The organism is Cupriavidus sp. WS (assembly GCF_000395345.1).
Classification (GTDB): domain Bacteria; phylum Pseudomonadota; class Gammaproteobacteria; order Burkholderiales; family Burkholderiaceae; genus Cupriavidus; species Cupriavidus basilensis_B.
Genome location: NZ_AQPL01000223.1, coordinates 1 through 24582, shown reverse-complemented (window position 1 = coordinate 24582; position 24582 = coordinate 1). Strand labels below are relative to the sequence as shown.

Here is a 24582-nt window from a genome sequence, read left to right as displayed (position 1 = left end):
GCAGCACCTGCGGGTCTTCGTGGAAGTTCTTGCCGATGCCGTGGCCGCAGTATTCGCGCACCACGCTGTAGCCGGCGCCTTCCGCGTGGACCTGGATCACGTGGCCGATGTCGCCGAGGTGGGCGCCGGGGCGCACCTGCATGATGCCCTTCCACATGCATTCGAACGTGACCTGGGCCAGGCGCTTGGCCAGGATCGAGCCTTCGCCGACGATGAACATGCGGCTGGTGTCGCCGTAGTAGCCTTCCTTGGTGATGACGGTGATGTCCAGGTTGATCGCGTCGCCGGACTTCAGTACGCGCTCGCCCGGGATGCCGTGGCAGATCACGTCGTTGACCGAGGTGCAGATCGCGCCGGGGAAGGGCGGGTAGCCGGGCGGGGCGTAGTTCAGCGGCGCCGGCACGGTGCCCTGCACGTCGCGCATGTAGGCGTGGCACAGCCGGTCGATCTCGCCGGTGGTGATGCCGGGCTTGACGAAGGGCGTGATGTAGTCGAGGACCTCGGAGGCCAGCCGGCACGCTACCCGCATCTGGGCGATATCGTCGGCGTTCTTGATATGGATGCTCATGCTGCTCGCAAAAGTGGCGGCGAAGCCACTGGCTGCGCCTCAAGTCGAATCTGAAAGACGGGATTATCGCACCATCGCGCCCCTGCCGCAGCCAAAATGGGCCGCCGGGGCGCCCCGGCCGGGCCTGGCGGGCGCGGGGGCGGGGCGCATGCCGGACGCATCGGCCCGGCCCCGCCACCGTGCCGTCACAGTACCGGCCCCCTTGAGCGAAGTCCGGTTTTGTTGCTACAATCTTGGGCTGGCTTTCTCATGACCGCCTTCGGGCGTGGCAATGCCGTCGTTTGCAGTCGTTCTGCTCGCGCCGGGTATTGTCGGATGTATTGTCAAATGCACGTCGAATGTGCGTTCGACGCTGCATCTGGAAGCCAGAGATCGTGAAATCGCGAGTCCGTCCATCCGGGGTGTTCCTGTTGAGGAATGTCGGGGCGGACTTCAGACCTAACCCTTTTGGAGAATTTTCATGTCCGTTACCATGCGCGAAATGCTGGAAGCCGGTTGCCACTTCGGCCACCAGACCCGCTTCTGGAACCCCAAGATGGCACCGTTCATCTTCGGCCATCGCAACAAGATCCACATCATCAACCTCGAAAAGACGTTGCCGATGTTCCAGGACGCGCTGAAGTACGTGCGTCAGCTGGCAGCCAACCGCGGCACCGTGCTGTTCGTGGGCACCAAGCGCCAGTCGCGCGAAATCCTCGCTGAAGAAGCCGGCCGCGCCGGCATGCCCTACGTCGACGCCCGCTGGCTCGGCGGCATGCTGACCAACTTCAAGACCGTCAAGATCTCGATCAAGCGCCTCAAGGACATGGAAGCCGCCAAGGAAGCCGGCGCGCTGGAAACCATGAGCAAGAAGGAAGCGCTGATGTTCGAGCGCGAAATGGACAAGCTGCAGAAGTCCATCGGCGGCATCAAGGACATGGGCGGCGTGCCTGACGCCATCTTCGTGGTGGACGTCGGCTACCACAAGATCGCCGTGACCGAAGCCAACAAGCTGGGCATCCCCGTGATCGGCGTGGTCGACACCAACCACTCGCCCGAAGGCATCGACTACGTGATCCCCGGCAACGACGACTCGAGCAAGGCCGTGGCTCTGTACGTGCGCGGCGTGGCCGACGCGATCCTGGAAGGCCGTGCCAACGCGGTGCAGGACGTGGTTGAAGCCGCCCGCGGCGGCGACGAATTCGTCGAAGTCGAAGAAGCCTGAAGCCCGCTGCCGAAAGGACCCCGCGCGCAAGAGTAGCCGACCATCATCGCTAGCCGACCGGCCCGGAGCCGGTTCTGCGCGCAGCCGGGGCTTTCCGGCACACAAGGGGGCGGAAGTTACGCCCCCTTTTTTTGAATTGTTGTCATCCGCCGCAGGCATGATCCGTCGCGGGTGAAGTTTGAGCATACCGCCGGCCGGGGCCCGCCAGACCCAGCGGGGCAGGCCGGTGCGAACCATTCAAGGAGTGACAAATGGCGGCAATTACCGCAAGCATGGTGGCAGAACTGCGCGCGAAGACCGACGCGCCGATGATGGAATGCAAGAAGGCCCTGACCGAGGCCGACGGCAACCTGGAAAAGGCTGAAGAACTGCTGCGTGTCAAGCTCGGCAACAAGGCCAGCAAGGCCGCTTCGCGCGTGACCGCCGAAGGCGTGGTGGTGTCCTTCATCGACGGCACCACCGGCGCGCTGGTCGAACTGAACTGCGAAACCGACTTCGTGTCGAAGAACGACGACTTCCTGGCCTTCTCGGCCAAGGTCGCCGAGCTGGTCGCCAAGCAGAACCCGGCCGACGTGGCCGCCCTGTCGGCGCTGGAAATCGACGGCGTGTCGGTGGAAGCCACCCGCACCGCGCTGATCGGCAAGATCGGCGAGAACCTGGCGATCCGCCGCTTCGCCCGCTATGCCAACGGCGGCAAGCTGGCCGCCTACCTGCACGGCACCCGCATCGGCGTGATGGTCGAGTTCGACGGCGACGAAGTGGCCGCCAAGGACGTGGCCATGCACGTGGCGGCGATGAAGCCGGTGTCGCTGTCGTCGGCCGACGTGCCCGCCGAGCTGATCGCCAAGGAGCGCAGCATCGCCGAGCAGAAGGCCGCCGAATCGGGCAAGCCGGCCGAGATCGTCGCCAAGATGGTGGAAGGCTCGGTGCAGAAGTACCTGAAGGAAGTGTCGCTGCTGAACCAGACCTTCGTGAAGAACGACAAGCAGACCGTCGAGCAGATGCTCAAGGCCGCCAACACCGCGGTCAAGGGCTTCACCCTGTACGTGGTCGGCGAAGGCATCGAGAAGAAGCAGGACGATTTCGCCGCCGAAGTGGCCGCCCAGGTGGCAGCCGCCCAGAAGGGCTGAAGTCCGGGCGGTCCGCCCCGTCCGCGCCACGGTGCGGCAGGGCACGAAAGGGCCGCCGTATAATGCCGAGGGGCACCGCGAGGTGCCCCTCGGCACAAATGACGGCCGCGGCGCGCGCACTGGCGCGGGCGGCGGCCGCCACGGTTGGTTTTCATAGCCTGTTTCCGCAGTCGTCTGGCCTGCCATGCCGCAGCCAGGCTACCCCGAAAACCGGCTTTCCTGGCGGCGGCGCGCCGGTTGGCGCCGTCCGCCTGCATCAAGTCTGCATCCAAAATATCCGGCTCGACAGAACGAGCCGGACCAGCTCCGGGAATCCCTATGCCTGCCTATAAGCGCGTCCTACTGAAATTGTCCGGCGAGGCCCTGATGGGCGACGATGCCTTCGGCATCAACCGCTCCACCATCGAAGGCATGGTCAACGACATTGCCGAGATCGTGAAGCTCGGCGTGCAGGTCGCGGTGGTGATCGGCGGCGGCAACATCTTCCGCGGCGTGGCCGGCGGGGCGGCGGGCATGGACCGCGCCACGGCCGACTACATGGGCATGCTGGCCACCATGATGAACGCGCTGGCGCTGCAGGACGCCATGCGCCACGCCAACATCGAAGGCCGCGTGCAGTCCGCGCTGCGCATGGACCAGGTGGTCGAGCCCTATATCCGCCCGCGCGCCATCCGCCAGCTCGAGGAGGGCAAGGTGGTGATCTTCGCCGCGGGCACCGGCAACCCGTTCTTCACCACCGACACCGCCGCGGCGCTGCGCGGCGCCGAGATCGGCGCCGAGATCGTGCTCAAGGCGACCAAGGTGGACGGCGTCTACACCGCCGACCCCAAGAAAGACCCGAGCGCCACGCGCTACACCACGATTTCCTTCGACGAGGCCATCTCGCGCAACCTGCAGGTGATGGACGCCACCGCGTTCGCCCTGTGCCGCGACCAGAAGCTGCCCATCAAGGTGTTCTCGATCGTCAAGCCCGGCGCGCTCAGGAGCGTCATCCTGGGCGAGGACGAAGGCACGCTGGTGCACGTGTAAAAGGCTGCCCGGCGCCGCGGGCAGGGCGCTACCCCGCGGGGTAGCGCGGGCCGCGGCAAAGAGTAGAATGATTCATTTTCGATCCCGGCATCCGGGGTCATGATTACCCGTTTTTCCCGGAGGTAAAGATGAGCGTCGCCGACACCAAGAAGAGCGTCGAGCAGAAGATGCAGAAGACCATCGAAGCGTTCAAGGCCGACTTGGCCAAGATTCGCACTGGTCGCGCGCACACGGGTCTGCTCGACCACGTGCAGGTCGATTATTACGGCTCGCCGGTGCCGATCAGCCAGGTGGCCAACGTGGGCCTGGCCGATGCCCGTACCATCAGCGTGCAGCCGTGGGAAAAGAAGATGGTGGGCGCGGTCGAGAAGGCGATCCGCGATGCCGACCTGGGCCTGAACCCGTCCACGATGGGCGACGTCATCCGCGTGCCGATGCCCATGCTGACCGAGGAGCGCCGCAAGGAACTGACCAAGGTCGTCAAGGGCGAGGCCGAGGGCGCCAAGGTCGCCGTGCGCAACCTGCGCCGCGACGCCAACGAGCAGTTCAAGAAGCTGGTCAAGGACAAGGCCATTTCCGAGGACGACGAGCGCCGCGGCCAGGACGAGGTGCAGAAGCTGACCGACAAGTTCGTCGCCGAGATCGACAGGATGGTCGCCGAGAAGGACAAGGAGATCATGACGGTGTGACGCGCCCGGTGGCGGCTTGCCAGCCGCCGCCGTGTCCGGTACCGTTTCCCACCATGCATCACATCAGTTCCACGCTCGGCGTCCCCGAAGCCACCTATGTGCCCCGCCACGTTGCCATCATCATGGATGGCAACGGCCGCTGGGCGACCCAGCGGCACCTGCCGCGCGTTGCCGGCCACAGCCGTGGCCTGGATGCAGTCCGGGCGGTGGTCGAGGCGTGCGCGGCGCGGGGCGTGCAATACCTGACCCTGTTCGCCTTCAGCTCGGAGAACTGGCGCCGCCCGGCCGACGAGGTCTCGTTCCTGATGCGGCTGTTCATGACCGCCCTGCGCCGCGAGGTGGTCAAGATGCACGCCAACAACATCCGCGTGCGCGTGGTGGGCGACCTGGCCCGCTTCAGCCCGCGCATCCAGCAGTTGATCGCCGACGCCGAGGCGCGCACGGCCGGCAATACCGGCCTGACCGTGACCATCGCCGCCAACTACGGCGGCCGCTGGGACCTGCTGCAGGCCATGCGCAAGATGCTGCAGCGCTCGCCCATGCTCGACCCCGAGGCGGTCGACGAATCCGTGCTGGCGCCGCACCTGGCGATGGCCTACGCGCCCGAGCCGGACCTGTTCATCCGTACCGGCGGCGAGCAGCGCATCAGCAATTTCCTGCTGTGGCAGCTTGCCTACTCGGAGCTTTATTTCACCGAAGTGTTCTGGCCCGATTTCGACGCCGCCGAGCTCGACAAGGCCTTCGCCTCGTACCGCCAGCGCGAACGCCGCTTCGGCCGCACCAGCGCGCAGGTGGTGGCGCCATCCGGGTTGTCGGGCACGGCCTGAAGCCGCCGCCCGGACCTCATCCATCCTCTACCGGGACTCCCGCAGCGCATGCTCCTTACCCGTGTCATCACCGCCGTATGCCTGTTGCTGCTGATCCTGCCGATCCTGTTCCTGGCGCCGCCGTCGGCGCTGGCCGGCCTGGTGGCGGTGATCGTGCTGCTCGGGGGCTGGGAGTTCGGCCGCCTGATCGGGCTGCGCGGGTTCTGGCCCTACGTCTACGCGCTGGCCTGCCTGCTGGCGCTGGCCGGCTGGCAGGCGCTGCCCGGCCCCGATGCGCTCACCCGCCTGCTGCAGATCGGCGTGGCCTGCTGGGGCGTGGCCGTGGTGCTGCTGGCGCGCGGCGTGCGCCGCGCCACGCCGGGTTTCACGGTGCTGGGCGTGGTGCTCGGCCTGTTCATGCTGCCGGCCTTCGGCCATGCCACCCTGGTCCTGCGCGGGCTGGGCATCGGCGTGCTGCTGTCGGTGGCGGTGCTGGTGTGGGCGGCCGACATCGGCGCCTATTTCGTCGGCAAGGCCGTCGGGCGGCGCAAGCTGGCGCCGTCGATCAGCCCGGGCAAGTCCTGGGAGGGCGCGCTCGGCGGCTGGGCGCTGGCGCTGGCGATCTCGCTCGCGCTGGCCGCCACCCACGCATTTTCCCCGACCTGGTTCTCGCGCATGGCCGACCACGGCGGCCTGGCCATCGTGGCGCTGCTGGCCACGCTGCTGGTGATCGCCAGCGTGGTCGGCGACCTGTTCGAATCGCTGCTCAAGCGCCAGGTCGGCATGAAGGACAGCAGCCGGCTGCTGCCCGGCCACGGCGGCGTGCTCGACCGCATCGACGCGCTGCTTCCCGTTTTCCCGCTGGCCGCCTTGCTGGCCATCTATCTTTGAGTTGATCTGATATGCGTCGTATTACCGTCCTGGGTGCCACCGGCTCGATCGGGGACAGCACGCTTGATGTCATCAAGCGCCATCCCGAGCGCTACGCCGTGCATGCGCTGACGGCGCACCGGCAAGTGGACAAGCTGGCGGCCCTGTGCCGCGAGTTCCGCCCGGCGCATGCCGTGATGGGCACGGCCGAGGCCGCCGCCGCACTGCAGGCGCTGCTGCGCGCCGACGGCATCAAGACCGAGGTCGGCTACGGCGAGGCCGCGCTGGAGGCGGTCGCCACCGACGCCGCGGTGGACGCGGTGATGGCCGCCATCGTCGGCGCCGCCGGCCTGCGCCCGTCGCTGGCCGCCGCGCGCGCGGGCAAGCGCGTGCTGCTGGCCAACAAGGAAGCGCTGGTGATGTCCGGGCGCATCTTCATGGATGCCGTGCGCGAGCACGGCGCCACGCTGCTGCCGATCGACAGCGAGCACAACGCCATCTTCCAGTGCCTGCCGGCCGACGACCCGCGCTACCGCGCCGGCGTGGCCAAGGTGGTGCTGACCGCCTCGGGCGGGCCGTTCCGCACGCGCGACCCGGACTCGCTGCACGACATCACGCCCGACGAGGCCTGCGCCCACCCGAACTGGGTGATGGGCCGCAAGATCTCGGTGGACTCCGCCACCATGATGAACAAGGGCCTGGAGGTGATCGAGGCGCACTGGCTGTTCGGCGCGCCGGCCGAGCGCATCGAGGTGCTGATCCACCCGCAGAGCATCGTGCACTCGATGGTGTCGTATGCCGACGGCTCGGTGCTGGCACAGCTCGGCAACCCCGACATGCGCACGCCGATCGCCTACGGCATGGCCTATCCCGAGCGCATCGACGCGGGCGTGTCGCCGCTGAACCTGGCCACCGCCGGCGCGCTCAGCTTCGAGACCCCGGACCTCGTGCGCTTCCCGTGCCTGGGCCTGGCGTTCGACGCGCTGCGCGCGGGCGGGCTGGCGCCGGCGGTGCTGAACGCGGCCAACGAGGTCGCGGTCGAGGCTTTCCTGCAGGGCCGGATCCGCTTCACCGACATCGCGCGCGTGGTCGCGGGCGTGCTCGAGCGCGCCCCGGGCGGCAATGCCGACACGCTGGAAGCCGTGCTGAGCGCGGACCAGGACGCGCGCCGCCGCGCCGGCGAGCTGCTGGAAAACCGGAGCTCGTGCTGAGTTTGGCGGGGCCGCCGGCGGGATCGGCGACAATAGCGGCAAGCCGGCCGCCACCGGCCACCCGCCGCCGCCGGGCAGCGGGGTGCCGGGCCGGCGGCCCGGCGTATCCTTCACGCCATCGGGGCCCGCGCCCCTGACGACAAGCTGCCTGCCATGCAAACCGTAATCGCCTTTGTCGTTGCCCTGTGCATCCTGATCTATTTCCATGAAATGGGTCACTACCTGGCCGCGCGCCTGTGCGGCGTCAAGGTGCTGCGCTTCTCGATCGGCTTCGGCCGGCCGCTGCTGCGCTGGGTTTCCGGCAGCCGCGACCGCACCGAGTGGACCATCGCCGCGATCCCGCTGGGCGGCTACGTCAAGATGCTCGACGAGCGCGAGCGCGATCCCGCGCAGGACCCCGCCATCGACCCGGCCGACCTGCCGCGCGCGTTCAACCGCCAGCCGGTAGGCAAGCGCTTCATCATCGTGGCGGCCGGCCCGCTGGCCAATTTCGCGCTGGCGATCGTGCTGTATTTCGTGCTGTTCGCCGGCGGCATGCGCGAGCCGGCGCCGGTGGTGGCCGCGCCGCCGGCCGGCACGGCCGCGGCCCAGGCCGGGCTGCGCGAGGGCGACCGCGTGCTGTCGCTGCAGGCCAACGGCGAGACCGAGCAGGTGCGCTCCTGGAACGACCTGCGCATGGCGGTGTTCGCCCAGGGCTTCGGCGACGCCAGCGCGGTGCTGCGCGTGCGCGCGCCCGACGGCGCCGAGCGCGACCTCAGGCTGGCGCGGCTGCCCAACACCGGCGGCAATCCCGAGGAAGACCCGCTGGCCATCCTGGGCCTGGCGCTCAAGGGCGGCCCGGTGACGATCACCGAGGTGCTGCCCGATTCCGCCGCGCAGCGCGCCGGCCTGCGCAAGGACGACCGCGTGGTGGCCTGGCAGGGCGGCCCGCTGACCCAGGCCGGCGAGCTGATCCGCGGCGTGCGGGCCCGGCCCGGCGCCGAGGTGGTGCTCGGCATCGAGCGCGGCGGCCAGCGCCTGGACGTGCCGGTGAAGCTGGACGCGGTGGCGCCCCCGGACGGCGCCAGCGCCGGCGCGGCGGCCACCGGCAAGCTCGGCGCGGCGCTGAGCCAGTCGGTGGAAATGGAGACCGTGCGCTACCAGCCGGCCGAGGCCATCAGCCGCGCGGCGGGGCAGGTCTGGAGCACCAGCGCGCTGTCGCTCAAGCTGCTCGGCAAGATGCTGGTGGGGCAGGCTTCGCTGCAGAACCTGAGCGGTCCGCTGACCGTGGCGGACTACGCCGGGCGTGCCGCCCACCTCGGCTGGCAGCCCTTCGTCGGCTTCCTGGCGCTGGTCAGCGTCAGCCTCGGTGTGTTGAATTTGTTACCCATTCCGGTATTGGATGGGGGGCATTTGCTGTATTATTGCGTTGAATTTTTGACTGGCAGGCCCGTACCAGACCACTGGCAGGCTGTGCTGCAGAAGGTCGGCATCGCCTGCGTCTTGCTCCTGACTTCGCTCGCCTTGTTCAACGACGTCAGCCGGCTGTTTCTTGCGCGCGGCTAGACGCACGTTGCCGGCGGCGGTCCGCAGGTGTCACCGGCACCTCGCGCGCCGCATGCCGACAGGGCGCGGCCCCGTGAAGCATCGGAGCGCAATCCTGCATGGAATCAAAGAGGGGATCAAGATTGATCAGACATAAGCGCATCTCGCTGAGCGTGCTGGCGAGTGCCATCATCGCGGCCTGGACCCCCGTCGGTTGGGCCGCGGAGCCATTCGTGGTCAAGGACATCCGCGTCGAGGGCCTGCAGCGGGTCGAGCCCGGCACGGTGTTCGGCTACCTGCCGGTCAAGGTCGGCGAGACCTTCAGCGACGACAAGGGCGCGGAAGCGATTCGCGCGCTCTATAACACCGGCTTCTTCAAGGACGTCCAGATCCGCTCCGAAGACGGCGTGCTGGTGGTCCAGGTCGAGGAGCGCCCGGCCATTTCCCAGCTCGAGTTCGTCGGCATCAAGGAATTCGACAAGGACACCCTGCGCCGCTCGCTGCGCGCGGTCGGCGTGGCCGAGGCCCGGTACTACGACAAGGCGCTGATCGACAAGGCCGAGCAGGAGCTCAAGCGCCAGTACGTGGCGCGCGGCTACTACGCGGCCGACGTGCAGACCACGATCACCCCGGTGGACCGCAATCGCGTGTCGGTGGTGTTCAACGTGGACGAAGGCCCGGTCGCCAAGATCCGCCAGATCAATATCGTCGGCAACAAGGCTTTCAAGGAAAGCACGCTGCGCGACGAAATGCAGCTGTCGACGCCGAACTGGCTGTCCTGGTACACCAAGAACGACCTCTATTCCAAGCAGAAGCTCACCGCCGACCTGGAAGCGCTGCGCTCGTACTACCTGAACCGCGGCTACCTCGAGTTCGCCATCGAGTCCACCCAGGTCTCGATCACGCCGGACAAGAAGGACATCTTCCTGACGCTGAACATCAAGGAAGGCGAGCAGTACAAGGTGTCCGACGTGCGCCTGGCCGGCGAGCTGCTCGGCAAGCAGCCCGAGATGGAAAAGCTGCTCCAGCTCAAGAAGGGCGAGATCTTCTCGTCGGAGAAGCTGACCCAGAGCACCAAGGCCATCACCGACCTGCTGGGCACCTACGGCTACGCCTTCACCACCATCAACCCGCAGCCGGCGATCGACAAGGAAAAGCGCGAAGTCGCGCTGACCCTGCTGGTCGACCCGGGCCGCCGCGTCTACGTGCGCCGCGTCAATGTGGTGGGCAACAGCAAGACCCGCGACGAAGTGGTGCGCCGCGAGATGCGCCAGATGGAAAGCTCGTGGTTCGACAGCGAGAAGCTGACGCAGTCGCAGGCCCGCATCAACCGCACCGGCTACTTCACCGACACCAACATCACCACCGAGGACGTGCCCGGCGCGCCCGACCAGGTGGACGTGAACGTCAACGTGACCGAGAAGCCGACCGGCCAGATCAGCCTGGGCCTGGGCTTCTCCTCGACCGACAAGCTGGTGCTGCAGGCCGGCCTGCGCCAGGACAACGTGTTCGGCTCCGGCACCAGCCTGGGCCTGGACGTAAACACCGCCAAGTCCTTCCGCACCATCTCGCTGACGCAGTACGACCCGTATTTCACGGTGGACGGCATCAGCCGCTCGACCGACGTGTTCTACCGCACGTCCCGCCCGCTGTACTACACCGGCGACCAGGACTACAAGATCGTGTCGATGGGCGGCGGCTTCAAGTTCGGCGTGCCGTTCTCGGAAACCGACACCGTGTTCTTCGGCATCGGCTACGAGCGCTCGCAGGTGTACACCTCGCAGAACACGCCGAGCCAGTACACGGCGTGGCTGCAGAAGGTCGGCAAGAGCAGCGGCGATCCGATCAACAACTTCCCGTTCACGATCGGCTGGGCACGCGACCGCCGCGACAGCGCGCTGGTCCCGACCAAGGGCCCCTACACGCAGGCCAACCTCGAAGTGGGCGTGCCGGGCGGCGATACGCAGTACTACCGCGCCAGCGTCCAGCAGCAGTACTTCTACCCGCTGTCGAAGGCCTTCACGCTGGCCTTCAACGGCGAAGTCGCCTACGGCCACGGCTACGGCGCCACGCCGTTCCCGGTGTTCAAGAACTTCTACGCCGGCGGTATCGGCTCGGTGCGCGGCTACCAGACCAGCACGCTGGGCAAGAAGGACCAGAACGGCAACCCGGTGGGCGGCGCGTCCAAGATGATCGGCAACGTCGAGTTCATCTTCCCGCTGCCGGGCTCGGGCGTGGACCGCACGCTGCGCCTGTTCACCTTCTTCGACTTCGGCAACGTGTACGAGGAAGGCGCGCCGCTGCTGTTCAGCGAACTGAAGTATTCGACCGGCCTGGGCATGTCCTGGCTGTCGCCGATCGGTCCGCTCAAGGTCAGCGTGGGCTTCCCGCTGAAGAAGTCCACGGACGACCAGGTGCAGCGCTTCCAGTTCCAGATCGGTACCGCGTTCTGACGGCGGACGGAACCAGAGCACGGCGGACATCGAATAGCGGGTAGCAGGCAGCGGACAGCAGATTGCGGCAAGACCGGGAAGGCCGGCAAAGACCGGAAAACCGGAAGTTCGACAAGACAGGATAGAGAGAGCCAAGAGGATTGAGGATCCGATTCATGAAAACAGCATTCCCACTGATCAAGAGCCTGGCCACGGCCGCACTGGCCGCCGGCGCGCTGCTGGCCGCCACCCCGGCGATGGCGCAGGAAGCCCGCATTGCGGCGGTCAACTCCGAACGTATCCTGCGCGACTCGGTGCCCGCCAAGCAGGCCCAGGTCAAGCTGGAGCAGGAATTCTCCAAGCGCGACCGCGACCTGCAGGACATGGCGCAGAAGATCAAGGGCATCGCCGACAAGCTCGACAAGGACACCGCCGTGCTGGCCGATGCCGACCGCCAGCGCCGCCAGCGCGAGGTGGCCGACCTCGACCGCGAATTCCAGCGCAAGCAGCGTGAATTCCGCGAAGACCTGAACCAGCGCCGCAACGAGGAACTGGCCCAGGTGCTCGAGCGCGCCAACCGCGTGATCCGCCAGCTTGCCGAGCAGCGCAAGTACGACCTGATCGTGCAGGAAGCGGTCTACGTCAATCCTCGCATCGACATTACCGACGATGTGATGAAGGCGCTCAACAGCGCCGCCGCCAGCAAGTAAGCTGGCTGCCCGTTTTACCGCCGCTCCAGGAAGTACTGCCATGCAAACACCCACACTGGGTCAGCTCGCCACCGATACCGGCGCGCAGGTTGTGGGTGATCCCGACCTGGCCGTGCACGGTCTCGCGCCGCTCGACCAGGCCGGCCCCGGCCAGCTCTCGTTCCTCTCCAACCCGCTCTACCTGGCGCAGGCGCTGGCCTCGCGGGCCGGCGCCGTGATCGTCTCGGCCGCCGACCTCGAGCGCATCCGCGCCGAAGGGCAGGCCGACGGCCGCAACTGGCTGGTCGCGCGCAATCCCTACGTGTGCTTCGCCCGCATCGCGCAGGGCTTCGAGCGCCGCGCCAACACCGACCACCGCACCGGCATCGACCCGCGCGCCAGCGTGGCGGCCGACGCGGTGGTGCCGCCGTCGTGTTTCATCGGCCCCAACGTGGTGATCGAGAGCGGCGCGCGGCTGGGCGAGCGCGTGCGCATCCTGGCCAACGGCTTCGTCGGCGCCGGCGCGCAGATCGGCGACGATACGCTGATCTACGCCAACGTCTCGGTCTACCACCAGTGCGTGGTCGGCATGCGCTGCATACTGCACAGCGGCGTGGTGCTGGGCGCCGACGGCTTCGGCTTCGCGCCCGACATCGGCCCGGCCGGCGTCGAGTACGTCAAGATTCCCCAGACCGGCCGCGCGGTGCTCGGCAACGACGTGGAGGTCGGCGCCAACACCGCGATCGACCGCGGCGCGATGGCCGACACCGTGGTCGAGGACGGCTGCAAGCTCGACAACCAGGTGCAGATCGCCCATAACGTCAGGGTGGGCGCGCATACTGTGATCGCGGGTTGCGCGGCCATCGCCGGCAGCACCAAGGTGGGCCGTTTCTGCGTGATCGGCGGTTCGGCCAATTTTGCCGGCCACCTGAACATCGCGGACCGCACCACGGTGTCCGGCGGCACGTCGATCACCAAATCCATTACCAAGCCCGGCGGCCATTTCACCAGCGTGTTCCCGTTCCTGCCGCACGGCGACTGGGAGCGCAACGCGGCCATCGTGCGCGGGCTCACCAAGTTGCGCGAGCGCGTGGTGCAGCTCGAGAAACGCCTGCGTGGCCAGGCCGGCAATCCTACACAGCATACCGAAGAGAAATCATCATGACCGCAGCCGACATCGATATCCAGAAGATCCTCAAGCTGCTGCCGCATCGCTACCCGTTCCTGCTGGTGGACCGCGTGCTCGAGCTCGAGCCGCAGAAGCGCATCAAGACGCTCAAGAACGTCACGATCAACGAACCCTATTTCCAGGGCCATTTCCCCGGCCATCCCGTGATGCCGGGCGTGATGATCCTGGAGGCGCTGGCGCAGTCGGCCGGCCTGCTGACCTTCGGCGCCGAGATGGAGCGCAAGGAAGGCGCGCTGTACTACTTCGTCGGCATCGACGGCGCCCGCTTCAAGCAGGTGGTGACGCCGGGCGACCAGTTGCACATGAACGTGTCGGTGGAGCGCTACATCCGCGGCATCTGGAAGTTCAAGGCGTTCGCCACCGTGGACGACAAGGTGGCTTGCGAAGCTGAGCTGATGTGTACCGTCAAGCAGGCCGAGTGATCGCGCCCCGGCAGCGCGCGCCGTCCGGCGCCGCCGGGCAGTCCCGGCACCGGCCTTGACCGTTCCATCTCTCCCCCTCAGACCATAGGACAGGACGCATGACGCAAATCCATCCCAGCGCACTGGTCGACCCCAAGGCCGAGCTCGCCGCCGACGTGACCGTCGGGCCGTTCTCGATCATTGGTCCCAACGTGCGTCTCGGCAGCGGCACCCAGGTGGGCGCGCACACCACCATCGAAGGCCACACCACGGTGGGCGCGGACAACCGCATCGGGCCGTATGCCTCGGTAGGCGGCATGCCGCAGGACATGAAGTACCGCAACGAGCCGACCCGGCTCGAGATCGGCGACCGCAACACCATCCGCGAATTCACCACCATCCACACCGGCACGGTGCAGGACCGCGGCGTGACCAGCATCGGCGACGACAACTGGATCATGGCCTACGTGCATATTGCGCACGACTGCCGCGTGGGCAACCACACGGTGTTCTCGAGCAACGCGCAGATCGCCGGCCACGTGCAGGTGGGCGACTGGGCCATCCTCGGCGGCATGAGCGGCGTGCACCAGTTCGTGCGCATCGGCGCCCATGCCATGCTGGGCGGCGCCTCGGCGCTGGTGCAGGACCTGCCGCCGTTCGTGATCGCCGCCGGCGACAAGGGCGGCAACAAGGCCACGCCGCACGGCATCAACGTCGAAGGCATGCGCCGCCGCGGCTTCGACGCCGCGCAGATCGCCGCGCTGCGCCAGGCCTACAAGGTGCTCTACAAGTCGGACCTGAGCTTCGAGGCCGCGCGCGGCGAGATCGCGCAACTGATCGCCCAGTCGGACGGCAGCGCCAGTGCGCCGCTGCAGGGCTTCCTCGACTTCATTGCCGCCACCCAGCGCGGCATCGTGCGCTGAAGCCGCACCACGCCATGGTCGACGGTGTCCTGCCGGCCCCGGACGGCGCGCCGCGCGCAGCAGGCGCGGCGGATGCGCGCGGCACCATCGCGATGGTGGCCGGCGAGAATTCCGGCGACCTGCTGGCTTCGCTGCTGATGGGCGGCCTGAAGGCGCGCCTGGGCGACACCGTGCGCTACGCCGGCATCGGCGGCGCGCGCATGATGGCGCAGGGGTTCGAGTCGCAGTGGCCGATGGACACGCTGTCGGTCAATGGCTACGTGGAGGTGCTGGGCTCGCTGCGCGAGATCCTGGCCACGCGCCGCGCCATCCGCGAGTCGCTGCTGGCAAGGCCGCCGCTGTGCTTCATCGGTGTCGACGCGCCCGATTTCAACTTCGGCCTGGAAGTGCCGCTGCGCCGCGCCGGCATTCCCGTGGTGCACTTCGTCAGCCCCTCGATCTGGGCCTGGCGCGGCGGGCGCATCCGCACCATCGCGCGCGCGGTGGACCACATCCTGTGCCTGTTCCCGTTCGAGCCCGAGATCTACGCGCGGGCCGGCATTCCCGCGACCTACGTCGGCCACCCGCTGGCCGACGTGATCCCGATGGTGCCGGACAGCGAGGGCGCGCGCGCCCGGCTCGGCCTGCCGGCCGGCAGCCGCGTGGTGGCGGTGCTGCCGGGCAGCCGGCAGTCCGAGGTGCGCAACCTCGGCCCGACCTTCTTCGGCGCGATGGCGCGCATGCACAGCATGGACGGCAACCTCGTCTTCGTGCTGCCGGCGGCCAGCCCCACGCTGCGCGAGGCCGTGGAAAACCTGCACCGGCAGCATCCGCAGATCCCGCTGACCATCGTCGACGGCCAGTCGCACCTGGCGATGGAGGCGGCCGACGTGATCCTGCTGGCCAGCGGCACCGCCACGCTGGAGGCGGCGCTGTACAAGAAGCCGATGGTGATCTCCTACAAGGTGCCCTGGCTGACCGCGCAGATCATGAAGCGGCAGGGCTACCTGCCCTACGTGGGCCTGCCCAACATCCTGTCGGGGCGCTTCGTCGTGCCCGAGCTGCTGCAGGACGATGCCACGCCCGAGGCGCTGGCGCGCGAGACGCTGCTGCAGCTCAACGACGAAGGCAATACCGCGTTCCTGCGCGAACATTTCACCCAGATGCACCAGACGCTCAAGCGCAATACCGCCGAGATCGCCTCGGCCGTGGTCGCGGACCTGATCCGCCAGCGGAGGGGCGTGTAATGGCGCGCCGCAAGACGACCCCCGACGAGGCCCAGCTCGGCTTCGAGCTGACCGCCAGCGCGGCCCGCGCGCGCTGCCTGTGCGGCGTGGACGAGGCGGGCAGGGGACCGCTGGCCGGCCCGGTCTATGCCGCGGCGGTGGTGCTCGACCCGGCGCGGCCCATCAAGGGCCTGGCCGATTCCAAGGTGCTGACCGCGCGCCGCCGCGAGGTGCTGTTCGACGAGATCCGCGAGCGCGCGCTGGGCTGGCACATCGCCTTCGCCACGGTGGAAGAGATCGACACCATCAACATCCTGCACGCCACCATGCTGGCCATGCAGCGCGCGGTGCACGGGCTGGCCGACGCCGGGCTGGAGCCGGACCTGGTGCAGGTCGACGGCAACCGCTGCCCGCAGGTGCGCTTCGCGGTGGAGGCCATCGTCAAGGGCGATGCCAAGGTGCAGGCGATCTCGGCCGCGTCGATCCTGGCCAAGGTGGCGCGCGACCGCGAACTGCTGACGCTGCATGCCGCGTACCCGCAGTATGGTTTCGACGCGCACGCCGGCTACGGCACGCCGCAGCACCTCGCCGCGCTGGCCGAGTTCGGCGCCACGCCGCACCACCGGCGCTCGTTCGCGCCGGTGCGCGAGGCGATCGCGCTCGGGCGCATCGCGCCGGCCCCCGTGCCGGCAAGGGGCGCATCGGCGGAGCAGGCATCGTGAAGCACGTCACCTCGCGCGAGAACGCGCTGTTCAAGCACCTGAAGGCGCTGACCACCTCGACGCATGCGCGCCGCAAGGCGGGCCAGTCCGTGCTCGACGGCGTGCACCTGGCGCAGGCCTACCTGGCCGCGCTGGGCCAGCCGGTGCAATGCGTGGTGTCGGAGCGGCACTACGACCACGCCGAGGTGGCGCCGCTGCTGGCGCAGATTGCCTCCGAGCGCGTGGTGCTGCTGTCCGACGCGCTGTTCGCGCAGGTCGCCGGCGTGGTCAACGGCATCGACCTGATGCTGGTGATCGAGACCCCGTCCGGGCACCTGCCGTCGCGCATCGACACCGACTGCATCATCCTCGACGGCGTGCAGGATGCCGGCAACGTCGGCTCGATCCTGCGCAGCGCCGCCGCGGCCGGCATCGGCCACGCGTTCCTCGTCACCGGCAGCGCCTTCGCGTGGTCCACCAAGACCCTGCGCGCCGCGATGGGCGCCAATTTCCACCTCAACATCGTCGAGCACTGCACCTTCGACATGCTGGCGCCGCGCCTGGCGGTGCCGCTGCTGGCGACTTCCTCGCATGCGCAGGCGGACGTGTTCGACACCGACCTGCGCGCGCCGGTCGCGTGGGTGGTCGGCAACGAGGGCAGCGGCGTGAGCCGCGAGTGGATGGAGCGGGTCGACCGCACCGTGGGCATCCCGCAGCCCGGCGGCCTCGAATCGCTCAACGTGGCGGCCGCCACGGCCATCTGCCTGTTCGAGGCGGTGCGGCAGCGGCGAGCGGGCTGACGGGCGCCGGCGCGCCGCGCCTCAATAATTGCTGTCCCGCTCCACCTTGATCTCCTGCAGGATCGTGGTGGCGATCTCCTCGATCGACTTGTGGGTGGAGGACAGCCACTTGATGCCTTCGCGGCGCATCATGCCCTCGGCTTCGTTGACCTCGTAGCGGCAGTTCTCCAGCGCGGCGTACTTGCTGCCGGGGCGGCGCTCGTTGCGGATCTCGGCCAGGCGCTGCGGGTTGATCGACAGGCCGAAGATCTTCTGCTTGAACTGGTATAGCGCGGTGGGCAGCTTGCCGCGCTCGAAGTCGTCGGGGATCAGCGGGTAGTTGGCGGCCTTGAGCCCGTACTGCATCGCCAGGTAGAGGCTGGTCGGGGTCTTGCCGCTGCGCGACACGCCGACCAGGATCACGTCGGCCTCGGCCAGGTTCTTGTGCGACTGGCCGTCGTCGTGCGCGAGCGAGAAATTGATCGCCTCGATGCGGTTCTGGTAGGCCTCGGTGTCGGCGTTCTGGTGGAAGCGGCCGATGGCGTGGGTGGACTTCAGTCCCAGTTCCTTTTCCAGCGGCTCGATGAAGGTCTGGAACATGTCTAGGATCATGGCCTTGGCGCGGCGGATCGCCTTGTTCGACTCCTGGTTGACCAGGGTGGTGAAGACGATGGGCGGCACGCCCTCGGCGTAGAAGGCCTCGTTGATCTTGCCGACCGCGATATGTGCCTTCTCCGGGGTGTCGACGAACGGCATGCGCACCTTGCGGAAACGCATCTCGAACTGCGCCAGGATGGAGTGGCTGAAGGTTTCCGCGGTGATGCCGGTGCCGTCCGAGACGATGAAAACGGTGCGCACGGCGGGGCGCTCCTCGTTGCGCGGTACCTGGGGTTGCAGCGGCTCAAGGGGCGCGGCGGGAGCGGCGGGCTGGGACATGTATGGACAATTTTTTTGAAACCGTGCGCCGCGAAAGTGCGGTGCGGCACGGTAGAATAGCGGCGATCTTTTCGCTAAGCAATTCCGCCAGCGCTGTCGGGAGAACGATCCGGCCCCGGATTGTCGACAATGTGCGCTGCAGCAATCACGGTCGAACTCCGGTCCCCACCAGCGTGGGAATGCGCGGGACTGTTTAGCCAAGCGATCCGTCCGGTAGCAGAACTCCAACAAGATTCCGGGCGTCAGCAACAAGTTTCTTACTTTGTTTTTGAGGCTTTTATGAACAACCCGGCAATTGACGGCGCCTACGTGCTGCCGTTCGAGCAGTTGCGCAAGGAAGATGTGGAAACCGTGGGGGGCAAGAACTCGTCGCTCGGCGAGATGATCTCCCAGCTGGCCGAGGCCGGCGTGCGCGTTCCCGGCGGCTTTGCGACCACCTCGCTCGCGTTCCGCGACTTCCTCACCCACAACAACCTGACCCAGCGCATCTCCGAGCGCCTCAAGGCGCTCGACGTCGACGACGTCAAGGCGCTGGCCGAGGCCGGCGCCGAGATCCGCGACTGGGTCGCCAAGGCCCCGTTCCAGCCCCGCCTCGAGCAGGAAATCCGCGAGTTCTACGCGCGCGCGGCCGAGCGCGAAGGCGCCGAGGCCTCGTTCGCGGTGCGCTCGTCGGCCACCGCCGAAGACCTGCCCGACGCCTCGTTCGCCGGCCAGCAGGAGTCCTACCTCAACGTCAGCGGCATCGACGACGTGCTGGACAAGATCCGCCACGTGTTCGCCTCGCTGTACAACGACCGCGCCATCTCCTACCGCGTGCACAAGGGCTTCGCCCATGACGTGGTGGCGCTGTCGGCCGGCGTGCAGCGCATGGTGCGCTCGGACGTGGGCGCCTCGGGCGTGATGTTCACCATCGACACCGAGTCCGGCTTCCAGGAAGTGGTCTTCATCACCTCCAGCTACGGCCTCGGCGAAACGGTGGTGCAGGGCGCGGTCAACCCGGACGAGTTCTACGTCTTCAAGCCGACGCTGCAGGCCGGCAAGTACCCGATCATCCGCCGCTCGATCGGCTCCAAGCTGATCAAGATGGAATTCACCGCGCCCGGCGAAGCCGGCCGCGTGAAGACCGTGGACGTGCCCATCGAGCTGCGCAACCGCTACTCGATCACCGATGCCGACGTGGCCGAGCTGGCCAAGTACGCCGTCATCATCGAGAAGCACTACGGCCGCCCGATGGACATCGAGTGGGGCCGCGACGGCCGCGACGGCAAGATCTACATCCTGCAGGCGCGCCCCGAGACCGTGAAGAGCCAGTCCGTCGGCAAGGCCGAGCAGCGCTTCAAGCTCAAGGGCACCGCGCCCGTGCTGACCAGCGGCCGCGCGATCGGCCAGAAGATCGGCACCGGCCGCGTGCGCGTCATCAACGACCCGGCCGAGATGGAGCGCGTGCAGCCCGGCGACGTGCTGGTCGCCGACATGACCGATCCCAACTGGGAGCCGGTGATGAAGCGCGCCGCCGCCATCGTCACCAACCGCGGCGGCCGCACCTGCCACGCCGCCATCATCGCGCGCGAACTGGGCGTGCCGGCCGTGGTCGGCTGTGGCGACGCCACCGACCTGCTCAAGGACGGCACGCTGGTCACGGTGTCGTGCGCCGAGGGCGACGAAGGCCGCATCTACGACGGCCTGCTCGAGACCGAAGTCACCGAAGTACAGCGCGGCGAAATGCCGGAGATCGACGTCAAGATCATGATGAACGTCGGCAACCCGCAACTGGCCTTCGACTTCTGCCAGATCCCGAACCAGGGCGTGGGCCTGGCGCGCCTCGAATTCATCATCAACAACAACATCGGCGTCCACCCGAAGGCCATCCTCGACTATCCGCAGGTCGACGCCGACCTGAAGAAGGCCGTGGAAAGCGTGGCCCGCGGCCACGCCAGCCCGCGCGCGTTCTACGTGGACAAGCTGGCCGAAGGCATCGCCACCATCGGCGCGGCGTTCTATCCGAAGCCCGTGATCGTGCGCCTGTCGGACTTCAAGTCCAACGAATACAAGAAGCTGATCGGCGGCTCGCGCTACGAGCCGGACGAGGAAAACCCGATGCTGGGCTTCCGCGGCGCCTCGCGCTACATCGCCGACGACTTCGCCGAAGCGTTCGAGATGGAATGCAAGGCCATGAAGCGCGTGCGCGACGACATGGGCCTGACCAACGTCGAGATCATGGTGCCGTTCGTGCGCACGCTCGGCCAGGCCGAGAAGGTCATCGAGCTGCTGGCCAAGCACGGCCTGAAGCGCGGCGAGAACGGCCTGCGCATCATCATGATGTGCGAAGTGCCGTCCAACGCCATCCTGGCCGAGGAATTCCTGCAGTTCTTCGACGGCTTCTCGATCGGCTCGAACGACCTGACCCAGCTCACGCTGGGCCTGGACCGCGACTCCGGCATGGAGCTGCTGGCCAAGGACTTCGACGAGCGCGACCCGGCCGTCAAGTTCATGCTGTCGCGCGCGATCTCCACGGCGCTGCGCCTGGACAAGTACGTCGGCATCTGCGGCCAGGGTCCTTCGGACCACCCGGACTTCGCCGCGTGGCTGGCCAAGGAAGGCATCAAGTCGATCTCGCTGAACCCCGACTCGGTGATCGATACGTGGAAGCAACTGGCTTCCTGAGGCATTTGACGTCACAATAGCGGTACACCGGCCCTGCGCCAGGTGTTCCGAACCCCCGCAGGCGCCCTGGCGCTGCGGGGGTTTTTCATTTTTGGGCCCGCCCGTCCGCGCGGTGGCGGCGGGCAGGCAAGGGGAGCGAGATGGCGCCGTACTACATCTGGTTTGCGCTGGCCGCGGTGCTGGTGATCGCGGAACTGGGGCTCGGCACCTTGTACCTGCTGATGGTGGCGCTGGGCGCGGCCGCCGGCGGCCTGGGCGCGCTGGCCGGGCTCGGGCCCGCCAGCCAGACCGTGCTCGCCGCGCTGGTGGGGCTGGCCGGCTTCGTGGTGCTGCGGCGTTCCCGCTATGGCCGCACGCGGCGCGACGCGGCGGAGCGCGATCCCAACGTCAACCCGGACATCGGCCAGGAGCTGGAAGTGCCGGCCTGGGGCGAGGGCGGCCGCGCGCGGGTGCGCTACCGCGGCACGGAGTGGGACGTCGAGCTGCAGAGCGGCGCCGCCGCGCCGGGGCGCTTTCGCATCGTCGAGGTGCACGGCAACACGCTGTTCGTCAGCCCGCGCTAGGCGCCCGGTTTTTCCCGGCTTCCCCCGGTTTTTCAGGCGCTTTCCGGATTTTTTTCGGCTTTTCGCGCTTCTTTGCGGCTTTTCGGAATCCTTTTTCAACCCGTCCTGGAGGTCCCATGTTCGAATTCTTCGGCAGCCTGCTGCCCCTGCTGGTCCTGGTCGCGGTGATCGTGCTGGTGGCGCAGAGCTTCAAGATCGTGCCGCAGCAGCATGCCTGGGTGCTGGAGCGCCTGGGCAAGTACCGCGCGACGCTGACGCCGGGGCTCACCGTGGTGCTGCCCTTCATCGACCGGGTGGCCTACAAGCACGTGCTCAAGGAAATCCCGCTCGACGTGCCGAGCCAGGTCTGCATCACGCGCGACAACACGCAGTTGCAGGTCGACGGCGTGCTGTACTTCCAGGTCACCGATCCGATGAAGGCGTCCTACGGCTCGAGCAATTTCGTGGTGGCCATCACCCAGCTCTCGCAGACCACGCTGCGCTCGGTGATCGGCAAGCTGGAGCTCGACAAGACCTTCGAGGAGCGCGACTACATCAACCACAGCGTGGTCAACGCGCTGGACGAGGCCGCCGCGAGCTGGGGCGTGAAGGTGCTGCGCTACGAGATCAAGGACCTCACGCCGCCCAAGGAGATCCTGCACGCCATGCAGGCCCAGATCACCGCCGAGCGCGAGAAGCGCGCGCTGATCGCGGCGTCGGAGGGCAAGCGGCAGGAGCAGATCAACCTGGCCACCGGCGCGCGCGAAGCCGCCATCCAGAAGTCGGAGGGCGACCGCCAGGCCGCCATCAACCGCGCCCAGGGCGAGGCCTCGGCGATCCTGGCGGTGGCGGAAGCCAACGCGCAGGCCATCGAGAAGATCGGGCGGGCCATCCGCACCGATGGCGGCATGGAAGCGGTCAACCTGAAGGTGGCCGAGGAATACGTGGGCGCCTTCGGCAACCTGGCCAAGCAGGGCAACACGCTGATCGTGCCGGGCAATCTCGGCGACATGAGCAGCATGGTGGCCGCCGCGCTGCAGATCGTGAAAGGGCAGAAGGCTTAGGGCGCCGGGGAGGGCCGCGCGGGAGCGCGCAAGGGCGCCGGGAAGTACGCCGGGAAGGGCGCCGGGAGGGGCGCGCAGGCAGGGCAGGAGGGCAGGAGAGCCGCGCCGCTCATGCGAGCCGCGGCGGGCGCGGCCCGCAGTGGCCTATAGTGGCCTACTCCTTCGTCGCGCCCTTCATGATGCGCGCCTTCTCGCGCTGCCAGTCGCGGTCCTTCTCGGTCTCGCGCTTGTCGAACTGCTTCTTGCCCTTGGCCAGGCCGATCTCGCATTTGACGCGGCCGCGCGTGTAGTGCAGGTTCAGTGGCACGATGGTAAAGCCGCGCTGCTCCACCTTGCCGATCAGCCGCTTGATTTCCTCGGCCTTGAGCAGCAGCTTGCGGGTGCGTACCGCGTCCGGGTTGACGTGGGTGGAAGCGCTCTGCAGCGGGCTGATGTGGGCGCCGATCAGGAACAGCTCGGCGTCGCGCACGACCACGTAGCCCTCCTTGATCTGCACGCGACCGGCGCGGATCGCCTTGACTTCCCAGCCCTCGAGCACGATCCCCGCCTCGTATCGCTCTTCGATGAAGTAGTCGAAAAAGGCTTTCTTGTTGTCTGCGATGGTCATGCGGTCCGGGTAAAGGAAATAACGGTAGGAAAAAACAAAAAACCAGAATAACGAAGGGAGGGGGCGGGCTGGCGCGCCGCGCCGCAGGGCGCCGGGGAGGCCGCCACGCGCCTCGCGGGCGCGGCCGGGATGCCGCCGGGCCGCGCGTGGGCTAAAATTGCGATTCTAGCAAACCGGCCGCTCCCGGTGGATCCCGCAGTGCATCATGGCGCAGGCGGGATTTGCGCGGGCCTTGCCGCGCTTCCCGATATTCCCGATTTCCCGATACATGGCAGACGTCCATAAATCCGTGCTGCTTGGCTACTCGGCCGAGCAGATGTACAACCTGGTCACCCAGGTCGAGGACTATCCCAAGTTCCTCCCCTGGTGCGGTGGCGTGGAGGTGTTCGAGCAGACCGAGACCCTGCTCGACGCCAAGATCCACATCCACTTCAACGGCATCAAGCAGTATTTCCACACCCGCAACACGCAGGAGCGGCCCGTGCGCATCGATATGGTGTTCGAGGACGGCCCCTTCAAGGTCTTCAGCGGTTCCTGGCGCTTCACGCCGCTGCGCGAGGACGCCTGCAAGATCGAGTTCCACCTGCACTACGAATTCTCCAGCTTCCTGCTGGAAAAGATCATCGGACCGGTGTTCAGCATGATTGCCAATACGTTCGTCGATGCCTTCGTCAAGCGCGCCGAGGTGGTCTATGGCAACCGCTGAAGCCGTACCCGTGCTGCGCGTGCTGGTCTGCTACGCGCGCCCGGAAGGCGCCTTCCTGAAGGAAACCGAGGTGGCGCCGGGCACCACCATCGTCGGCGCGATCGGCGCGTCGGGGCTGCTGCAGGCCTGCCCGGAAGTGGATCCGGCCACGCTGCGCGTGGGCATCTTCAACAAGCTCAAGACGCCCGACACGGTGGTGCGCGAGGGCGACCGCATCGAGGTCTATCGCCCGCTGGTGGCGGACCCCAAGTCGGCGCGCCGCAAGCGCGTGCTCAAGACCCGCCGCGGCGGCACCCGCGAAGGCCAGAAATGGCTGCGCGGCGGCGGCTGACCCAGCGGCTGAACCGGCGGTCGATCCGGCCGCGCGGCCCGCTCAGACGCAGTTCTCGGCGAGGCTGGCGTTGGTGCGCTGCAGTTCGGCCTGGCGCTGGTCGTCGTCGAGATGCTGCGGCGAGCCGTCCGGCGCCGGCACGGTGATGCGCCGGTTCTGCTGCAGGGCCGCGGCGTAGCCGCGCAAGCCGGCGCAGCGCGCCTCGCGCTCCTGCGCGGCCTTGTCCTTGGCGGCCTGGTCGGCCTCGGCCTTGAGCGTTTCGGCGCGGCGCTTCTGGAAGGCATCCTCGGAGCCGGTGGCGGTCTCCGCGCGGGCTTCCGCCTTTGCTTCCCCCTTCGCTTCGGGCCTGGCCGACGCGGCATCCGAGGCGGGCGCCGCGTCG

At 67.8% G+C, this 24582-nt stretch carries 24 protein-coding genes and 1 pseudogene; 21 read left to right on the top strand and 4 right to left on the bottom strand.

The genetic code is table 11. The features are described from left to right. Positions 1–568: type I methionyl aminopeptidase (gene map, locus K206_RS0118850; protein ID WP_020203947.1), on the bottom strand; the 568-nt coding region annotated here is incomplete at its 3' end. Positions 569–1028: 460 nt separating this feature from the next. On the opposite strand from map, the gene rpsB reads away from it, so the two are divergent. From rpsB to K206_RS0118770, 16 genes are all read left to right on the top strand, one after another. Then, positions 1029–1772, top strand: coding sequence for a 30S ribosomal protein S2 (gene rpsB / locus K206_RS0118845; protein ID WP_020203946.1), 744 nt, complete (start codon positions 1029–1031; stop codon positions 1770–1772). A gap of 251 nt (positions 1773–2023) precedes the next feature. Continuing rightward, positions 2024–2902 (top strand): translation elongation factor Ts, encoded by an 879-nt coding sequence (gene tsf / locus K206_RS0118840; protein ID WP_029043809.1) that lies wholly within the window; start codon positions 2024–2026, stop codon positions 2900–2902. A gap of 318 nt (positions 2903–3220) precedes the next feature. Then, the gene (gene pyrH, locus K206_RS0118835; protein ID WP_029043808.1) at positions 3221–3931 is read left to right on the top strand and encodes a UMP kinase; all 711 of its coding nucleotides are present in this window, start codon (positions 3221–3223) and stop codon (positions 3929–3931) included. A gap of 128 nt (positions 3932–4059) precedes the next feature. Beyond that, positions 4060–4620, top strand: coding sequence for a ribosome recycling factor (gene frr, locus K206_RS0118830; RefSeq protein WP_020203943.1), 561 nt, complete (start codon positions 4060–4062; stop codon positions 4618–4620). Positions 4621–4673: 53 nt separating this feature from the next. Next, positions 4674–5447 (top strand): isoprenyl transferase, encoded by a 774-nt coding sequence (locus K206_RS0118825; protein WP_020203942.1) that lies wholly within the window; start codon positions 4674–4676, stop codon positions 5445–5447. Between the two features lie 48 nt (positions 5448–5495). Continuing rightward, positions 5496–6317 (top strand): phosphatidate cytidylyltransferase, encoded by an 822-nt coding sequence (locus K206_RS0118820; RefSeq protein ID WP_029043807.1) that lies wholly within the window; start codon positions 5496–5498, stop codon positions 6315–6317. Between the two features lie 11 nt (positions 6318–6328). Next, positions 6329–7507 (top strand): 1-deoxy-D-xylulose-5-phosphate reductoisomerase, encoded by a 1179-nt coding sequence (gene ispC / locus K206_RS0118815; protein WP_020203940.1) that lies wholly within the window; start codon positions 6329–6331, stop codon positions 7505–7507. A 153-nt stretch (positions 7508–7660) separates the two neighbouring features. Continuing rightward, positions 7661–9052: an RIP metalloprotease RseP gene (rseP, locus tag K206_RS0118810; protein ID WP_020423834.1), complete on the top strand. Its 1392-nt coding sequence runs from the start codon at positions 7661–7663 to the stop codon at positions 9050–9052. A gap of 98 nt (positions 9053–9150) precedes the next feature. Then, positions 9151–11484, top strand: a complete 2334-nt coding sequence (gene bamA / locus K206_RS0118805; RefSeq protein ID WP_231401630.1) for an outer membrane protein assembly factor BamA — start codon at positions 9151–9153, stop codon at positions 11482–11484. 155 nt (positions 11485–11639) lie between these two features. Further along, entirely contained in the window at positions 11640–12173 is a 534-nt protein-coding gene (locus tag K206_RS0118800) for an OmpH family outer membrane protein (protein ID WP_020203937.1), read from the top strand. A 40-nt stretch (positions 12174–12213) separates the two neighbouring features. Next, entirely contained in the window at positions 12214–13317 is a 1104-nt protein-coding gene (gene lpxD, locus K206_RS0118795; protein ID WP_020203936.1) for a UDP-3-O-(3-hydroxymyristoyl)glucosamine N-acyltransferase, read from the top strand. Then, positions 13314–13763, top strand: coding sequence for a 3-hydroxyacyl-ACP dehydratase FabZ (gene fabZ, locus K206_RS0118790; RefSeq protein WP_020203935.1), 450 nt, complete (start codon positions 13314–13316; stop codon positions 13761–13763). Before lpxD ends, fabZ begins: the two co-directional genes overlap by 4 nt. A gap of 98 nt (positions 13764–13861) precedes the next feature. Next, the gene (gene lpxA, locus K206_RS0118785; RefSeq protein ID WP_020203934.1) at positions 13862–14665 is read left to right on the top strand and encodes an acyl-ACP--UDP-N-acetylglucosamine O-acyltransferase; all 804 of its coding nucleotides are present in this window, start codon (positions 13862–13864) and stop codon (positions 14663–14665) included. 14 nt (positions 14666–14679) lie between these two features. Then, positions 14680–15891: a lipid-A-disaccharide synthase gene (lpxB, locus tag K206_RS0118780; RefSeq protein ID WP_020203933.1), complete on the top strand. Its 1212-nt coding sequence runs from the start codon at positions 14680–14682 to the stop codon at positions 15889–15891. Then, positions 15891–16592, top strand: a complete 702-nt coding sequence (gene rnhB / locus K206_RS0118775) for a ribonuclease HII (protein WP_020203932.1) — start codon at positions 15891–15893, stop codon at positions 16590–16592. Before lpxB ends, rnhB begins: the two co-directional genes overlap by 1 nt. Then, a complete protein-coding gene (locus K206_RS0118770; protein WP_020203931.1) occupies positions 16589–17371 on the top strand; it encodes an RNA methyltransferase in 783 nt (260 codons plus the stop codon). The genes rnhB and K206_RS0118770 overlap by 4 nt, the downstream gene beginning before the upstream one ends. Positions 17372–17392: 21 nt before the next feature. On the opposite strand, the gene K206_RS0118765 is transcribed toward K206_RS0118770, so the two are convergent. Continuing rightward, positions 17393–18208, bottom strand: coding sequence for a pyruvate, water dikinase regulatory protein (locus tag K206_RS0118765; RefSeq protein ID WP_020203930.1), 816 nt, complete (start codon positions 18206–18208; stop codon positions 17393–17395). 357 nt (positions 18209–18565) lie between these two features. On the opposite strand from K206_RS0118765, the gene ppsA reads away from it, so the two are divergent. The 3 genes from ppsA to K206_RS0118750 all read left to right on the top strand — a co-directional run bounded on the left by ppsA (position 18566) and on the right by K206_RS0118750 (position 22556). After that, positions 18566–20950 (top strand): phosphoenolpyruvate synthase, encoded by a 2385-nt coding sequence (ppsA, locus tag K206_RS0118760; protein WP_020203929.1) that lies wholly within the window; start codon positions 18566–18568, stop codon positions 20948–20950. Positions 20951–21090: 140 nt separating this feature from the next. Next, positions 21091–21513, top strand: a complete 423-nt coding sequence (locus K206_RS0118755; RefSeq protein ID WP_020203928.1) for an NfeD family protein — start codon at positions 21091–21093, stop codon at positions 21511–21513. 116 nt (positions 21514–21629) lie between these two features. Continuing rightward, a complete protein-coding gene (locus K206_RS0118750; RefSeq protein ID WP_020203927.1) occupies positions 21630–22556 on the top strand; it encodes an SPFH domain-containing protein in 927 nt (308 codons plus the stop codon). 154 nt (positions 22557–22710) lie between these two features. Here K206_RS0118750 and smpB read toward each other — a convergent pair whose 3' ends face one another. Continuing rightward, positions 22711–23163: an SsrA-binding protein SmpB gene (gene smpB, locus K206_RS0118745; protein WP_020203926.1), complete on the bottom strand. Its 453-nt coding sequence runs from the start codon at positions 23161–23163 to the stop codon at positions 22711–22713. A 268-nt stretch (positions 23164–23431) separates the two neighbouring features. Here smpB and K206_RS0118740 point away from each other — a divergent pair, with 268 nt between their 5' ends. Beyond that, positions 23432–23869 carry a type II toxin-antitoxin system RatA family toxin gene (locus K206_RS0118740; protein WP_029043806.1) on the top strand — a complete coding sequence of 146 codons (438 nt, stop codon included), beginning with the start codon at positions 23432–23434 and terminating at the stop codon, positions 23867–23869. After that, entirely contained in the window at positions 23856–24200 is a 345-nt protein-coding gene (locus K206_RS0118735) for an RnfH family protein (protein WP_029043805.1), read from the top strand. The genes K206_RS0118740 and K206_RS0118735 overlap by 14 nt, the downstream gene beginning before the upstream one ends. 42 nt (positions 24201–24242) lie before the next feature. On the opposite strand, the pseudogene K206_RS43775 reads toward K206_RS0118735, so the two are convergent. Then, positions 24243–24582 (bottom strand): annotated as a pseudogene (locus K206_RS43775) (DUF4124 domain-containing protein); the annotation flags it as partial.